Source organism: Pseudidiomarina fusca, assembly GCF_032227045.1.
In the GTDB taxonomy this organism is placed as follows: Bacteria; Pseudomonadota; Gammaproteobacteria; order Enterobacterales; family Alteromonadaceae; genus Pseudidiomarina; species Pseudidiomarina fusca.
In genome coordinates this window covers 13,653-29,695 of sequence record NZ_JANFPJ010000004.1, presented here as the reverse complement: position 1 = coordinate 29,695, position 16,043 = coordinate 13,653, and the positions used below count along the sequence as shown (strand labels likewise).

Sequence of the window (16,043 nt, the reverse complement as noted above, 5' to 3'; positions counted from 1 at the left end):
AGAAAAAAATAAATAACATCAAGCCAACCATCACGGCTGCAAGTCAATAAAATCAATGGATTTGGAACTTTAAGAAGATGGTGCGTCCGAGTAGACTCGAACTACCGACCCCTACCATGTCAAGGTAGTCTGGGGTAATTTTCATCTTTATACCTCAATGTGCATTGCTTTACAGCCCTTGCTACATAGGGGGTTCAGCTATCCGGCATCTCAGCGTCGCTTAAAATCCATTAAGGTAAATTAGCATGGTCACCGCCAACTTGGTCACAAGGTCTTGGCATGAAATCATGCTATTTTGAGCGGCAATGAAGCATGATTTCATGCTATTTGGGTGTTTGCATAGATATGCATTTTAGTGAGTTTTTAGAGGGCGTTTGACTCGTTGTGGAGTGCTATAATTAGCGCAAGCCTGAGCGATAACAAGGAGGATTTCGTCATGTTTAGTCGGATGCTAAAACCGAGGACTACTTATAATTCGAACCTGTCAGAATTCGTGCGAAATGCAAAATCGCGCGAGAAGAAGCGTGTGTATGCTCGGGTAATTGATAAAGCAATTGAGGCACAGAACGAAGTCATTGAACGGCAAAAGGCAACGTCAAAGCTTCGTTGATGAATTTAATACAAAACGGAGGCGACTGCCTCCGTTTTTTATTAGGCGGCCTGTGCCGAACTTGCGAGTTGCCCTGGTATTGGTAACAACACACCCTGGCGCAGAATATCGGCGGCGGGCGCTCCAAGGTTTTCATAATCTAAACTTAAACACTTATTCAAAGCGTCAATCTGTGCTGCGGTGAACACATAAGGTGTTACCGTTTTGGTAATGTGTGCGCGCCGTTGTTCTGGCAGCGTAAAGGATACATTCGATGGATGCGGATTCAATTCACCGGATTTTACATGGGTATAGATATCGTCGGTGATTTCCCAAGCCCGCCATTGCTCACAAATAATATCGGGGTTAAGGCCCGCCAGTTCGTGAGAGTAGGTGGCATCAAATTCAAATCGATAATGCTTGGTACCGTTTAACGATGTCTTGATGATGTCTGGCTCCATGTAAAACTTGTACCAAATATCCAAACAAACATCACTATCTTGGCAAGCTTGAGGAATAAGCTGCATGCCAGGGCCAAGAGCTGCAAGCGCAGTTAGATACAACCGGTAGCCATAACCCTTTTTCTCGGCGGCAGTGGCTAAGGTTTCGATTTGAGCGTATTTATCGTCACGTAGATCGAACTGAAGTGCCCCTAAAATTTGCTGGTGGTTGTCGATCAAAGCAATCAGTTGATGCTGCATATCAAACAGGCATTCGGTATGTTCAGCATGCGCAAACGCTTTATCGAAAACGGTTTTGGTGTGGTGCATCGTTGTGGCTCCTTGTTGGTTGATTTAACTAATGCGTAACCACGCTAGCATGTTTCGAATTTGGCGCTACTGATTGGCAGAGCATGAAAATAGGGCGCTTCAGGGCTTTTAATCAAATGGGTAATGTTGCGGATATTGCTGTTAGTCAGCTATGAGCGAGAAGCGGTCATTATTAGTTCGAGAAATTTTATATCGTATTGATATACTAATGTCATGAAGTAGGCTGATTTTGTGGTTATACGATGAAAACAATAGGCAAGTTGGCTAAAGAACTTGGTTTAGGCGTAGAAACTATACGCTTTTATGAGCGAGAAGGCTTGATAAAACAACCTCAAAAACCTCAAAATGGTTATCGTGTGTATGACGACTCAATCACCAAGCAATTACAATTCATTTGTAAGGCTAAAGCACTTGGCTTTACTCTAAAGGAAGTAGCGTCTTTGATGTCAATGGATGGCGATTGTGCCAAAGTTGAATCTCTAGGTTTGCAGAAACTGAGCTTAATTCAAAGTAAGATAGCTGACCTTCAACGCTTAGAAGTCGTCATAAAAGAAATGACTAATTCATGCCGCAACAATAACGACCAATCTCACTGCCCAATAATCGATTCGCTAAAATAGCATTGACTCCGTACCTATCTACGGAGTTTACACTCAAGTCATTCAAATAATGTTAGGCGTTAAAAATGATTAATAAGATTTTAGATAAAGTTGGCTCAGGTGGTGTTTGGCTTGCAGCCCTCAGTTGTACGGGGTGTTTCCCTGCTCTCGGTTCATTAGCATCAGCATTGGGATTAGGCTTTCTCTCTCACTTTGAGGGGATTGCTGTAAATACCTTGTTACCTATATTTGCAACTTTGGCGTTGTTGGTAAATTTGTATAACTGGTATAAAAACCAAAATCATACGAGAGGTACTCTTGGAGTTATTGGGCCTATAGCTGTTTTGTTAACCCTCTATCCACTATGGCAATATGACTGGAGCACTTATTTGTTCTATGTGGGTATTTGTTTGATGATTGTAATGTCCGTATTGGACATTGTTAAACCTTTGAAGGAGCAAACATGCGAGGTATAGAGTTAAATTCTACCATTACTTGCCCTGAGTGCGGTTTCAGTAAAACCGAAGAAATGTCAACCAACGCTTGCCAGTGGTATTATGAATGTGAATCTTGCAAAGTTCTCCTAAAGCCTTTGAAGGGCGATTGTTGTGTATACTGCTCTTATGGAACAGTGAAATGCCCACCAATTCAAGAAGGCCAAAGTTGTTGTAAGAGCTAAGTGAATGTCTCTTAATGGCACACAGCGGACATAGCTTCGTCGAATTTTAACTATTAAGTTTTTATCCTACACAATATTACGTTTGCCACTTTTACCAACTAACCATACTCTTCAAACCTCGTGTCAACGCACAGGTTGTTAACTGCAGTTGACAAACCCCGGGGTAGTTACATACACACAACACCTCGATAATGACGAAGCCATTCAAGCATACTTGGATGCATGCGTGGAGGAATCTGATGGAGATCCGACATTTTCAACTATCGCTAAGGTGGCATCTGCACTTGGTTTAACGTTAACCTTGCAGCCTAAATCAACGAGCACATACTAAGCTAACTTTATCCGTAATCTTTTTCCTACAGCCAATGAAGCACAACGTTTATTGAATGAGTTACCTAAGCATCTGCGGTTGATGGCTCAATTTTCACTGGCTAGAGGTTTGCGTCAGTCGAATGTGAGTTATCTACGGTGGGATCAAGTGGACTTAGAACGTGGTTTTGCGTGGATTCATCCTGATCAATCAAAATCAGGAAAGGCGATAAACGTGCCACTCAATAACGATGCTTTATCGGTGTTGCAAGAAGTGCAGGGCGACGATGTTCACTATTGTTTTGTGTATCAAGGCAAACCAGTTGAGCGCACATCAACCAAAGCATGGTATGCAGCGTTAAAACGAGCGGGTATTGAAAATTTTCGTTGGCACGATTTACGCCATACATGGGCAAGCTGGCATGTTCAACGCGGCACAAGCTTACAAGAGTTGCAGGAGCTTGGCGGTTGGTCATCGTATGAGATGGTACTGCGGTACGCTCACCTTGCGAGTCATCATTTGAAACGGGTGGCGGGCAATTTGGATGGTACAACTGGTACAAATCTGGTACAAAGCCAGAAAAAGAAAAGCCCCGCTATTTCTAGCGAGGCCTTATCAATAATGGTGCCGGAGGCGGAATCGATAAGATCTAATAACTTATTGTTTTATAGTGGATAAAAAATATCAAGATTCAAGCGTGTTACTTACCTTGTTACTAAAACTTCAGCTTTAGTTTTTTGATTGAAAGCTTTTTCACAAATGAATCTTTTAACTTTTTGGCTATGCCCAATACTCGCTTAACACGTTGAACATAGCTATAGTGGTCTGCAACTTGTGAACGTGTAGTGGCAAATAAATTCGTGCTTCTGATCAGAGATGAAAAGCTATACTTGTTGCTTTGGTTAAAGTGAATTAGCTATTTATCAACATTTTTCCATGGGCCGAACGCTATAAAGTAAAGAAGAATGATATTTGACATGCGCTAAAATGACGTTAGACTGAAGTTTATTAAATTGCAAAAAGCAGGGTGCTCGTGCTAATTCGAATTCTGTTATTAATGACAGTGCTATTGGTGTCGATGTCGTTTTCGCAAACGGCAGAAGCTCACGCATGTCATGATAACAGCCAAATGCAGCACAGCATGATGTACGAAGCCGACACAAACGATTGCGAGCATGAGACGCAAAAGCACAACTCGTGCTGTGCTGACATGACCATTCGGCATTGCTCCGGCGGCTCGGTTTTATTTGTCGGACAGTCTTCTTCGGTTAATGCCGCTGCAGTTAACCTCTCTGCCAAAGTCGATGCGCCCATCGACACCTCAATTCGTCCTAAACACGCGTCTAATTTATTCCGTCCCCCAATAATTACCGCTTAATAAGTTACTAGAAATTTAACACACGCTCGGCGTGTTTCCTTAAAACTTATTAATCGGTGAATAATTATGTCTATCAAACGCAATATCGCTGTTTTGGCGATGCTGTTTTCCGTGTCTGTATCTGCAACCGATGTAGAAGAGCAGCAACTAACCGTTCTAAAAGATCCCAACTGCGGTTGCTGTGAAAAGTGGTTACAAGCTTTACCCGATAGCTTTAGTGTGTCCGTACAACATCCGAACAACCTGACCCAACGAAAACGTGACTCCGGTATTAGTGCCGAGGTCCAATCCTGTCATACCGCTATTTCTAGTAATGGCTATGTCTTTGAGGGGCACGTTCCTCCTACATTGGTTTCTCATTATTTAGCTGGGAAAAAGTCAGAAAATGGCATTGGATTAACTGTTCCTGGCATGCCGGTAGGGTCTGTTGGTATGGAAATGGGTACTCGGTTTCAACCGTATACGGTCTATGAAATCAAAAAGGACGGTTCAATTACACCTTATCAGCAGATAGCAAGTTTAGAGCAGCAGCAAGCACTCTCAAATGGAGGGCTTTAGCTATGGGATTTGGCGGCATGAGTATGGTTCAGTTAGGAGTTTTACTGGTTATTGTCATTCTTCTTTTTGGTAGCAAAAAGCTACGAACCCTGGGATCCGATCTTGGTAGTGCGATAAAAGGGTTTAAATCATCGATTACTGATGAACCGTCTGATAGGGAAAAGGACATTCAACGTCATCAAAATTTAACCTCAGAAGAGGAGCGTCATCATGAACAATGAGTTTAATAAAGGGCGTCGAAAATTCATTAAATCTGCATTTACTGTGGCGTCCGCGTTAGCAATTGCCAAAGTAGCCCCAACATGGGCAACACCTCAAGGGCGTAAATTTAAAGATCAAGTTTTGACGAAAGATGAAATTGATTTAACCATCGCGAAGTCTCCTTTGTTAGTAGGGAATAAGGTTGGCACACCTATAACGATTAACGGTCAAATGCCTGGTCCTCTAATTCGTTTGAAAGAAGGTCAACGAGCCAAGCTAAATGTGACCAATAGACTATCTGAAGACACGTCAATCCACTGGCATGGGATTATTTTGCCGGAGAATATGGATGGCGTGCCTGGCGTATCTTTCGAAGGGATAAAGCCAGGACGAACGTTCAAATACCGCTACGATGTCGAGCAAAACGGAACTTATTGGTATCACAGCCACTCGGGTTTACAGGAGCAACTGGGGCACTTAGGTCCGCTGATTATCGACCCAAAAGACGGAGATATAGGCGCTGATCGTGAACACACAATTATTCTAAGTGACTGGACATTCGAAGATCCAAATGAGGTTTTTCGTAATTTGAAAGTAGCGGAAGGCTACTATAACTACCAAAAGCGTACGATATTTGAGACGTTCGAGGACGTGCGCCAGCATGGGTTAGAGAAAACCTGGAAGCAAAGAGAAATGTGGGGACAAATGCGGATGAGTCCTCGCGATATCGCTGATGTGACAGGGAGTACATACACCTACCTGATGAATGGTCGCGATTCAGCAATGAACTGGTCAGCATTATTTAAACCAGGTGAGAAAGTGCGACTTCGTATTATCAACGGCTCTGCGATGAGCTATTTCGATGTACGTATTCCTGGTCTAGAGATGACTGTAGTGGCGGCAGATGGTCAACCGGTGAAGCCTGTGTCTATTGATGAGTTTCGTATCGGAGTGGCTGAAACCTATGATGTCATTGTTCAGCCAAAGCATAACAAGGCTTATACGATTTTTGCGGAGAGCTTTGACCGTAGTGGCTATGTCAGAGGCACATTAACACCAGAAATTGGCCTTGAAGCAGAAGTTCCTGAGTTACGCGCGGTGCCTGAACGTGGGATGGCCGCGATGGGAATGGGGGCCATGGCGATGTCAGGAAATAAGGAAGAGAAAGGTATGATGAATATGAGCGGCACAGACGGTCATATGAATCATGAAATGATGCATAAAAAAGAGCTTCCTGTGGAAAACATTAAAATTGAGCACAGTGAAGGTGGTCACGGAGCTGCTGCCGCCATGATAGCTATGAATCCGACCAGTCGTCTCCATGAACCGGGCATAGGTTTGGATAATGTTGACCATAGAGTCTTAGTGTATAGCGATCTTATTGGCGCCCAAGAATGGCCAGATAAGCGGGAACCAGAGCGCCAGATTGAACTGCATTTGACCGGTAATATGGAACGGTATATGTGGTCGTTTGACGGGAAGAACTACACCGAAGTTGACGGCCCTGTGCAGTTCCGTCACGGCGAGCGCTTAAGGTTGGTGATGGTTAATGACACCATGATGGATCATCCAATCCACTTACACGGTATGTGGATGGAACTTGAAAATGGACAGTATCCTCGTCCTCGTAAGCACACCATTAGTTTAAAACCAAGCGAGAAAGTGTCACTACTGATATCCGCTGATGCACCGGGAAGCTGGGCATTTCATTGTCATCTGCTTTATCACATGAAAGCGGGCATGTTTCGTGTGGTAAATGTGGCATAAGGAGGAAGGCTATGTACGCTAAATCATTGTTGTTCACTACAGCACTTTTACCCGCAGTGGCAATGGCGGGACATGCAGAGGAAGGCTGGCCAGAGCCCGTTAAAGAATATTACACCGGGCAGGTATTATTTGACCGGCTGGAATTAACGCGAACAGACGAGGAAGAGAACGTTGCCGTTTGGGACATGATGGCTTGGTACGGTGGTGATTATCATCGGTTTGTCTTCAAAAGTGAGGGGGAAAATATTCAAGATGACGGAGAGCCCACTGACTTGGAAAGGGCTGAGTTGTTATACGGCTACCTGATGTCTCCGTTTTGGTCGTTTCAGGCCGGTGTTGGTACGCGAGGCTCCTTATCGTCCAATGCCTCTATGGAAAATTATGCCGTTGTTAGCTTCATGGGGCTGGCTCCGTATTGGTTTGAAATGGACAACTCGTTGATGGTGAACGAAGAAGGTGATGTCCAGTTTGTCAGCGAAACTGAGTACGAGTGGCAGCTCACACAAACATCGTACTTACAGCCTCGCATTGAGTTTACAGCCAACCTGACAGATTCAGACAAATATGAACGGCAAAGTGGCTTGAGCAACTTGCGTGTGGGGTTGCGTTATCGTCACGAAATCAGTCGTGAGTTTGCACCCTACATTGGTGTTTATTGGAACGGCGCGTTAGGCAACACGGCAGATGAAATGAAACGAATGGGAGAGGACACCACAGAAACAGGCGTGGTCCTTGGGGCCAGAGTTTGGTTTTAATTGATAATAAACAAAGAGGAAACAACATGAAAAACATACTTAAGTTAGCCTTCGGTACCACGTTATTTTTTAGTGCATGGGCCAGCGCTCACGTCGGCCTAACATCCAGTAGCCCGGAGGACGGTGCGACTTTGTCCGAGTCACCAACGGAAATTACGATGAATTTTTCCGGTGATGTTCGTCTGGCTAAAATTATGCTGCACTCAGATGACGGTAAAATGCATCCGCTGGACTTTTCGATGAGCATGACTCCCAAAGCAGCGTACGAAATTGCTGTTAAAAACAATTTGGCGTCAGGTGGTTATACGGTTTATTGGACGGCAATGGGTGGGGACAGTCATAAAATATCGGGTGATTTTAGCTTTGAGGTGAAATGATGACCCTTTGGAGTGTGGCCAGCGTTTTAACGTTGGCCTTTATATTCTGGCTTAACGCGGTGATGACCGCCTCGCCTTATATCGTTTATTTGTCCGGTTTAAAAAAGCAGTCTGAACGAAAGAATAGCCTTGTTGCGTTGCTTCTATTACTGGCAAGCCTTCTGTATTTTTTTCTGAAAGTCGGTAGTTTTGCTGCTGAAGGCTTTGCCGGCATGATTGACAAGACTTACATGCAGTTTATATGGACCGGCCCTGTTGGGTTGTTCATCCAACTTCAGATAGCGATTGCTATTGCTTGGATTGTTTACTCCGTTGTTAAGCTAAAACGTATAAAGTGGGTGCTATATGTTGTCGCCATTGGACTCATGGGATGGAGCTTTTTAAGTATTGGTCACGGCAGTGACGCCGTCTGGTGGGGAAAGCTAGCGCTTTTAACACACTTGTTAGTCGCTTGGATTTGGTTCGGCAGTCTTAACTCATTGCGAAAGCTGGCAACGTCGGTACCGCTTGCTAAAGCGAAAGCCATTATGGAGCGTTTTGGTGTGCATATGTCTGCAGCGGTTCCAATACTCCTTATTGCGGGCTTGGTTATGTATCGTAGTGCAACAGGGCGATGGATGCCAGAGCTGCCGCTTACGTCGTATGACACGGTACTACTAGCGAAACTTGTGTTTGTGGCGCTGATTCTCCTTGTTGCCGCATTGCATAAATTAAAGTTCGTACCGCAATTAAATGATAACGCGGCCGCCAAGCGACTCAAAAACTCCATAACGGCGGAAATGGTATTGGCTGTCACTATTTTTACCCTGGCCTCAGCGCTAAGCAGCGCGTTTTCCCCCGGTTAATGTAAGGAATAAGAAGAATGAAATTACTTGTGAGTGTTTTTATGGTTTCGGTAATGTTTATTTCAGCGCCCAGTAGCGCCGAAAAACTATCTGAGCCGACCGCTGTGCTTGATGCATTTCGAACTGCTTTAACTGAAGGTGACACGGAGGTCGTTAAAGACGTGCTTTCCGATGATGTGCTTATCTTTGAAGGTGGTGGCGTTGAACGGTCCCTGGCTGAATACAGTGCTCATCATCTTAAGTCAGATATTAAGTTTAGCCAGGCGGTTCCTTCACAGTTGCTTGAAAGGACAGTACAAGAAGCCGATGGCCTTGCTGTGATCACTTCTCGGTATAGCGTTTCCGGGGAGTATAACGGGCGTGAGGTTGATTTAACGATGAATGAAACCGTAACCGTATCAAATACGACTGAGTCTGGCTGGAAAATTATCCGGATCCATTGGTCCAACTGAGTTCAATCACAGGAGCTGATTATGGCAGAACACGATCATGAACACGGACATCAGGATTATCAGAAAAGCAGCCTGAGCCTTTGGGGGGCGGTGTCGCTGGGGACTGGTGTGATGATTGGCGCTGGTATTTTTGCACTGACCGGACAAGTTGCTCAGCTGGCAAGAGAGTGGTTTGTCCTGGCGTTTGTGTGCGGCGGTATCATTGCCGGCTTTAGCGCGTACTCTTACGTTAAGTTGGCGAAAGCCTATCCGTCAGCGGGCGGTATTGCGATGTTCCTCAGTAAAGCTTATGGAAAAGGAAGTGTGACGGCGATATTCGCACTCTTGATGTACTTTTCTATGGTCATTAATGAAAGTTTAGTCGCTCGGACATTTGCGTCTTATACCAGCCAGTTAATTTCTTTTGAAGCGCAGTGGCTTATCCCTTTGTTGGCGGTGGGTTTGCTGGTCTTTGCGTTTTTTATCAATATTTTGAGTAATCAGTTTATTCAAACGTTCTCGTTTTTTATGGCCTTTGTTAAGACTTTAGGGTTGGTCATTTTAGCGGCTGGTGGTTTGTGGGCCTCAGGCATTCAGTTTGAATCGATATCGGCTATTCCAGAAGAAGCTACGGGTGGCGGTATTTTAGCGGGGATTGCTTTAAGCATACTTGCGTACAAAGGGTTTACAACAATAACCAATAGTGGCGGTGAAATTGTTGAGCCTAAGAGAAATGTCGGGCGTGCCATTATTATTTCGCTTATTATCTGCGCGTTAATATACGTTCTGGTCACTCTGGCGGTTGGCTCGAGCCTGTCCATAGATGAAATTGTGAAAGCGAAAGACTACGCGCTTGCTGAAGCAGCCAGACCCGTCTATGGCGAGACCGGACTATGGGTGACGGTCGCTTTTGCAATTGTAGCAACGGTATCAGGAGTGATTGCCAGCGCGTTTGCCGTTTCAAGAATGTTAGCCATGTTGACCAATATGAAGCTTGTTCCACACAGTCATTTTGGCATGCCAGGTTCCATTCAGAAGCATACGCTGGTTTACACCATTGTTATGGCTATGATCTTAGCGGCATTCTTCGATTTGAGTCGAATTGCGTCACTGGGCGCTATTTTTTATATCGTGATGGACATTGCGATCCACTGGGGCGTATTACGGCATCTAAGGCAAAAGGTGAATGCCAATATTTACATACTTGTCAGCGCAATCACGCTAGATGTCATCGTTTTAGCCGCTTTTATATGGGTGAAATGGACAAGCGATCCGCTGGTTATTTGGGCGTCTCTTATCGGTATGGCATTGATTGCCGCTGGTGAGATTTTGTTTTTACGTAAAAAGCGTTAAGAAAAAGAGCGCATAGCGCTCTTTTTCTAGTTCATTGTAAAAAACATCCAGACAGCCATAGCGACCATCATGAGGTTTTCAGTGAGTGAAATGAAGCCTAACGGCACATTACTGGAGCCACCGACACAGGCGCATTTTAGCTCGCGTTTGTCGACATAAACGGCTTTAAACACGGAGACAGAACCCACGATGCCTATGAATAACGCAATAGGGATGGAAATGACATGAGCAAATTCCGCTGCCATTAACAGACCCGCCAAGCCTTCGGCGTAGGGGTAAATACGGCCATAAGGCACCCATTTTTTGGCGAGAAGATCGTAATTGAGAAACATGGTAGAGAATTTCTCTACGTCCTGGAGTTTGAGCAAGGCCAGAACCACCATAGAGAAACTGATGAACCACTCGATGGTTTGTACGGTAAATGCGCGACCAAAAGACAGCCACGACGTGGCTACAGAGAGGAGCGTTGTCATAATAAATAATGCAATAACGGGTCGGTAACTGGTTGCGTCAGGGTCAGGAAGAGGTTTTCCTAGAAAGGCTCGAACCTCTTCGTACCCACCGATGCGTTCATCACCAATAAACACTTGTGGAGTGGTATCGACGTTGTGTTTTTCCTTGAATATGTTGGTTTCCTCGCGGCTTTCCAGTAGGTTGTCGTCCACATCGTAACCGTTGGCTTTAAGTAAGTGCCGGGTTTTTAAACCGAAAGGGCATTGGTGGTCAGGTGTCGACATTCTGTAAAGCGTGGCTTTTTTAGTTGATTGACTCATAGCCAAGTTCCTTACGTAAAAGTTATGTATTCGTGTACGCATTATAGTCGGCAAAAGATTAAAAGCATCAATAATCAAAAAAGGGTAAAAATTCATTAAAAATGAAAAATTATTTTTATTTTGAAAAAAGTGGACAACTTTTTTTATAACTTTTCTAGTCATCTTGAAGAGCTTATTTTAAAAGTTGGACGGACGCCAATACTGACACTATGACATATGACTTGTTAGGCCGTCAGTTATATCTGAAGGTACGTTACAGCTTTTAAAGACTAGACTGGCTGTCGCTTTTCCCTGGGAGCGCCAGCTTTGTTTTATTAAATTTGAGGTAGGGTATGACTCAAAAGAAACGCTCCAGTAGCTGGCGAGTTTGGCATCGTTGGCTATCTTTGATTTTTGGCCTGCAAATGGTTGTTTGGACAATCAGTGGCGCTTACATGGTATTCTTCGATTTGGATTATATTCATGGTGATCACTTAGTTCAGGATATAAGCCAGCCAATACCGAAAGGTGTTGAAATATCAAGCTTAAATGACCTGTTGAGCCGCTATCCAGAAACACGAAAAACGTCGTTAAAAAGCGTATGGCTGAATCAGAAGTTACAGCCGGTGTATAAAATAGAGAGGAACGAGGGAGCGTTTTTAGTTAATGCGGAGTCGCTGCAGCGTATTGATATAACCGAACAACACATTAAAGAGTTAGCGAATCAATATTACACGAAGGATCCCGACGCTATTGAATCGGTCGTTTACATGACTGATAACCCACCAACAGAAGTGAGTGGTGCTTTGTTACCGATTTGGCAGGTAAATTATGACGATTTCGGTAATACCAGTCTGTATTTATCTGAAACGACCGGGGAGCTTTTGGTAAAGCGACATACGTTTTGGCGGGGGTTTGATATCGCCTGGATGTTACACATAATGGACTACGACGAGCGTGTGGATATCGAGACCTGGTGGTTAAAGGGCTTTATTATCGGTACGTTTATTTTAATGATAACGGGCACTGTCCTGCTTTTTTATACGATTACGTTTAAAAGAAAATCGACTGGGGGTGCTCAATGATAAGGTTTATGCAATGGCTTCATCGTTGGGTGAGTTTGGTTTTAGTGATTCAAGTCGCTTTGTGGCTAGTGAGTGGGTTATTTTTTAGCTTAACCGGACATCACGAAATGTCAGGCCACCAATATATGGTCTCAAAAAACTCTGAACCCCCACTTAAAAAAATAGCGCCTCAAATCGATGTTACTGAAATGCATCAACGATTCCCCTTAGCTCACTCCATTGAACTGGTCAGTGTTGCCGGGGTAGGTCAGTATCAGGTGTCTCTGCCAGATGGACGTTTGCTTTACTTCAACGCAGATACCGGTGAACGGTGGTCTACGGACCAAGCTTTGGCGACTCAGCTAGCGCTGAATAGCTACAATGGACCGGGCCAGGTTGAAAGGGTTGAAAGAGTCAAGGGAAGCGATGAAGTGAATGGCTGGAATGCCTCAGGATTCCGCATTGATATCGAGGATGATCTTAATACCCGAATATATATCGATGAAGCGTCATCCCGGGTTGTGGAACATCGTAATACGCCATGGACAATCGCTGACTGGGCGTTTCGTCTGCACTTTATGGATTACACGGGCGGTCGAAGTTTTAATCATCTATTGATATGGAGTGCTGGATTATTCGCTCTTTGGTTTTCATTATCCGGTTTAATTCTCTTAGGCCGAAATATTACTGACGGTGACTTTAATCCAAAACGTAAGAAAACGTGGCTAGAATATTTTCAGCAGAAAGGGCAACCAATTGCGAGTAATTGTGGCGGAGGCGGTACCTGTGGGTTATGTAAAGTGACACTGCAAGGCAGCAATATACCCAGCCCGAAAGCAGCTGATAAAGCGTTATTGAGTGCCAACGAATTAGAAGCAGGAACGCGCCTATCTTGTCAACACAGAACGTCATCCAATTATGACGTTAAGCTGCATAATGTCGGAGTCGATGATATTGCTTTAACACTTGATTCAAAGCGGCAACTCACTCCATCCATTATGGAGCTTACTTTTGTAAGTTCAGACCCCGTTAGTTATGAAGCCGGGCAATTTATGCAGTTCCGTATTCCACATATAAACGAAATATTGTCACGGCACTACTCGGTTGCTACGCGGCCTCACCCGACTCGATTTGTGTTTAACATAAGGCAGCTGCCATCGCCAAGCGAAGGGGTACCGCCGGGGGTGGGATCAAATTACTTATGTAATTTAGAAGCTGGCGCTCGTGTCGATGCCGTTGGGCCATTTGGAGACTTCCAACTGGCAAAGCAAAACTCTCATACACAAGTCTTCATCGGGGGCGGCGCGGGTGTTGCACCGTTGAGAGCGTTAATACAAAGTGAATTAGCAGCAGGCTCTCCTCGTCGCTGTATCTTTTTTTACGGCGCACGATATGAAAAAGAGCTCTGTTATAGGGATGAGTTCGAAAGAGATGAGCGGTTATATTATATACCGGTACTTTCAGAGGTTGCTAAATCAGATGAGTGGGCCGGGCACACTGGCTTTGTGCACGAAATCGCAATGAAATGGTTGGCAGATGAAAACAAAAACACATTGGACGTTTACGTGTGTGGTCCTCCACCAATGCTGAAAGCAACGTTAAAGTCTCTTGCTGACTTTGGCGTTCCGCGAGAACAAGTAAGGTTCGATGACTTTGGTATTTAGAGCTTGAAAGCGCCTGAGTTAGCAATAAATCTGCGTGGTGATGTAGAAGTCGTATCACCACCTGGGTTGACTACCTCGTTATGGGTACTTCCTTTAATTGATTGATCTTTATCAGCCAAAAGAGATACAATGCAAGCATGTTTTTATAGTGAACCTTCGCATGTATCGTTTAATCATTGCCCTACTGCTATTAGCAGTAACAACAATGTCATTTTCACAAACTATCAGTACGGAAAAGGCATGTATGCACGATCCTACTGAGCAAGTTTGCGATCTTGCAGATTGCGAAGTGTCACATTCTCTTACCGATAACTGTTGCTCTGATTCAATGATGCGTCATTGTTACAGCCCGTCAATTACTGTCGTTTATTCTGAGCAATCCACCGTTCCTCCTGTTGAAAAGCTGCTTTTTAACGCTTCCTCATTCTTAGATACGAATATTAAAGAAAAGCACTCTCTTGCGCTATTTCGGCCCCCAATCTACTCTTAAAAAGTACTAAATTTCTCGCTCCTGGCGCGTTTATCGTCCAGGTAAAAGCACAGCTATAAGCTTTGGTTCGCTCATTGTTGTTACGACGCCGATCGTCGTCCTCGTTACGCTCTGATTCATAGCTTGGTCTGTGTTGAATCTAAAAATTCACAGTTTTTGAGAGTAACAATATGAAACTTTTAAGAAGAATGGCTTATTTAGGTGTTCTGACTGCAGTAGTGCCAAATGTTGTTAGTGCGCAAGAGCCACTTTTGAATTTACAAGAAGCAGTGAGTATCGCTGTACAAGAAGATCCTTGGTTAACGGCAAGTAAGCAAACCCAAGAGGCATTCGCGAGTGAAGCGATAGCCTCTTCCAGTTTGCCTGACCCTCAAATATCGCTCACGGCTGCCAGTTTCCCGGTTGACAGTTTTAGTTCAAGACAGGAAGGAATGACCCAGTTAGTCGTCGGTGTTTCACAAGCATTTCCCAGAGGAGACACTTTATCGTTGTCTCGTAAGCAGAAAAACCAATTAGCTCAAAAACAACCGTTTTTGAGAGCGGATCGTATTGCAAAGGTCCAAACAACGGTCACCAAGTTGTGGTTAGATGTTTTTTTCTCTCAGCAAAGTATTCGCTTGATTGAATCGGATAGAGCGCTTTTTGAACAGTTAGTGTCGACGGCTAAGGCGAGTTATACCAGTACCGAGGGAAAAGCACGGCAGCAAGATGTTATTAGAGCCCAACTTGAGCTTACACGCCTGGATGATAGGTTGACGTCACTGCGACAAAAAGAGGAGCAACTTCAAAGCGAATTGTCGGAATGGATAGGTGTTATAGCGAAATCAAGGTTACCGGATGACCTTCCGAGTCTTACGCTGAAGAAGACATTGCTATCACCTTCGACAATACCGAAACAAGCCTTGTACGAATTGATAAAAGAACACCCGGTTTTGCAAGCGACCGATCAAGACATTTTGGCGTCGGAGACGTCTGTCGAGCTCGCTCAGCAAGGCTATAAACCGCAATGGTCAGCCAATCTGAAATATGGCCATAGAAACGACGATCCAAGCGGCAATGACCGTGCCGACTTGCTGTCAGTCGGGGTTACGTTCGATGTCCCTTTATTTACTGATAACAGACAGGATAAGCAGGTACGCTCAGCAAAGCTTAAAACGGAAGCAAAAAAAACTGAGAAGTTATTGGTTGCCAGGCAGTTAATAGCCAATTTACGCAGTACGTTTTTACAACTGAACCGTTTGAATGAACGTGCTGCCCTATATCACGAAGAGCTACTTCCACAAATGTCCGCTCAGTCTGAAGCCGCATTGACTGCCTACAACAATGATGATGGCGACTTTGCCGAGGCGGTACGGTCACAGATTGCGGAAATCGACGCAAAAATTGATGCATTAGCAATCGCCATCAACCGCCAAAAATTGATTGCCGAAGCAAACTACTTATTACTTTCAGGAGTGTAAA

General features: G+C 44.4%; 19 protein-coding genes. 17 read left to right on the top strand and 2 right to left on the bottom strand.

Annotated elements, in window-relative coordinates; all coding sequences use genetic code 11:
• Nucleotides 1-651: 651 nt before the first annotated feature.
• On the bottom strand, nt 652-1,359 hold the full coding sequence (locus NOG12_RS03210; protein ID WP_313932397.1) for a hypothetical protein: 708 nt from the start codon (nt 1,357-1,359) through the stop codon (nt 652-654).
• 242 nt (nt 1,360-1,601) lie between these two features.
• Between NOG12_RS03210 and NOG12_RS03205 the strand changes: the two genes are divergently transcribed.
• From NOG12_RS03205 to NOG12_RS03145, 14 genes are all read left to right on the top strand, one after another.
• Nucleotides 1,602-1,979 (top strand): MerR family transcriptional regulator, encoded by a 378-nt coding sequence (locus tag NOG12_RS03205; RefSeq protein WP_008950466.1) that lies wholly within the window; start codon nt 1,602-1,604, stop codon nt 1,977-1,979.
• A gap of 65 nt (nt 1,980-2,044) precedes the next feature.
• Nucleotides 2,045-2,434 (top strand): organomercurial transporter MerC, encoded by a 390-nt coding sequence (merC, locus tag NOG12_RS03200; RefSeq protein ID WP_034823179.1) that lies wholly within the window; start codon nt 2,045-2,047, stop codon nt 2,432-2,434.
• Nucleotides 2,422-2,637, top strand: a complete 216-nt coding sequence (locus NOG12_RS03195; RefSeq protein WP_072243337.1) for a GDCCVxC domain-containing (seleno)protein — start codon at nt 2,422-2,424, stop codon at nt 2,635-2,637. Before merC ends, NOG12_RS03195 begins: the two co-directional genes overlap by 13 nt.
• A 148-nt stretch (nt 2,638-2,785) precedes the next feature.
• The gene (locus NOG12_RS13390; protein WP_110076781.1) at nt 2,786-2,968 is read left to right on the top strand and encodes a hypothetical protein; all 183 of its coding nucleotides are present in this window, start codon (nt 2,786-2,788) and stop codon (nt 2,966-2,968) included.
• Between the two features lie 9 nt (nt 2,969-2,977).
• Complete coding sequence (locus NOG12_RS03190; protein WP_313932398.1) at nt 2,978-3,625, top strand: site-specific integrase; 648 nt, start codon at nt 2,978-2,980, stop codon at nt 3,623-3,625.
• A gap of 355 nt (nt 3,626-3,980) precedes the next feature.
• Entirely contained in the window at nt 3,981-4,325 is a 345-nt protein-coding gene (locus NOG12_RS03185) for a hypothetical protein (protein WP_313932394.1), read from the top strand.
• 66 nt (nt 4,326-4,391) lie between these two features.
• A complete protein-coding gene (locus NOG12_RS03180; RefSeq protein ID WP_006956253.1) occupies nt 4,392-4,883 on the top strand; it encodes a DUF411 domain-containing protein in 492 nt (163 codons plus the stop codon).
• A gap of 2 nt (nt 4,884-4,885) precedes the next feature.
• Nucleotides 4,886-5,104 carry a twin-arginine translocase TatA/TatE family subunit gene (gene tatA, locus NOG12_RS03175; RefSeq protein ID WP_011234486.1) on the top strand — a complete coding sequence of 73 codons (219 nt, stop codon included), beginning with the start codon at nt 4,886-4,888 and terminating at the stop codon, nt 5,102-5,104.
• Entirely contained in the window at nt 5,094-6,851 is a 1,758-nt protein-coding gene (locus NOG12_RS03170) for a copper resistance system multicopper oxidase (RefSeq protein WP_153827116.1), read from the top strand. Before tatA ends, NOG12_RS03170 begins: the two co-directional genes overlap by 11 nt.
• 11 nt (nt 6,852-6,862) lie before the next feature.
• Complete coding sequence (locus NOG12_RS03165; RefSeq protein WP_110076776.1) at nt 6,863-7,606, top strand: copper resistance protein B; 744 nt, start codon at nt 6,863-6,865, stop codon at nt 7,604-7,606.
• Between the two features lie 26 nt (nt 7,607-7,632).
• Entirely contained in the window at nt 7,633-7,983 is a 351-nt protein-coding gene (locus NOG12_RS03160; protein WP_011234483.1) for a copper resistance CopC family protein, read from the top strand.
• Nucleotides 7,980-8,828 carry a copper resistance D family protein gene (locus NOG12_RS03155; RefSeq protein WP_228759565.1) on the top strand — a complete coding sequence of 283 codons (849 nt, stop codon included), beginning with the start codon at nt 7,980-7,982 and terminating at the stop codon, nt 8,826-8,828. The genes NOG12_RS03160 and NOG12_RS03155 overlap by 4 nt, the downstream gene beginning before the upstream one ends.
• Before the next feature lie 17 nt (nt 8,829-8,845).
• Nucleotides 8,846-9,280, top strand: a complete 435-nt coding sequence (locus NOG12_RS03150; protein WP_055437789.1) for a YybH family protein — start codon at nt 8,846-8,848, stop codon at nt 9,278-9,280.
• Nucleotides 9,281-9,301: 21 nt separating this feature from the next.
• On the top strand, nt 9,302-10,612 hold the full coding sequence (locus NOG12_RS03145) for an APC family permease (RefSeq protein ID WP_153827117.1): 1,311 nt from the start codon (nt 9,302-9,304) through the stop codon (nt 10,610-10,612).
• Between the two features lie 26 nt (nt 10,613-10,638).
• Here the strand turns inward: NOG12_RS03145 and NOG12_RS03140 are convergent, their stop codons facing one another.
• A complete protein-coding gene (locus tag NOG12_RS03140; RefSeq protein ID WP_153827118.1) occupies nt 10,639-11,385 on the bottom strand; it encodes a MauE/DoxX family redox-associated membrane protein in 747 nt (248 codons plus the stop codon).
• A gap of 332 nt (nt 11,386-11,717) precedes the next feature.
• Between NOG12_RS03140 and NOG12_RS03135 the strand changes: the two genes are divergently transcribed.
• From NOG12_RS03135 to NOG12_RS03125, 3 genes are all read left to right on the top strand, one after another.
• Nucleotides 11,718-12,449, top strand: coding sequence for a hypothetical protein (locus NOG12_RS03135; protein WP_153827119.1), 732 nt, complete (start codon nt 11,718-11,720; stop codon nt 12,447-12,449).
• Nucleotides 12,450-12,457: 8 nt separating this feature from the next.
• Entirely contained in the window at nt 12,458-14,092 is a 1,635-nt protein-coding gene (locus NOG12_RS03130; RefSeq protein WP_228759566.1) for a PepSY domain-containing protein, read from the top strand.
• A gap of 660 nt (nt 14,093-14,752) precedes the next feature.
• Nucleotides 14,753-16,042 carry a TolC family protein gene (locus NOG12_RS03125; protein ID WP_313932393.1) on the top strand — a complete coding sequence of 430 codons (1,290 nt, stop codon included), beginning with the start codon at nt 14,753-14,755 and terminating at the stop codon, nt 16,040-16,042.
• Nucleotide 16,043 lies beyond the last annotated feature (1 nt).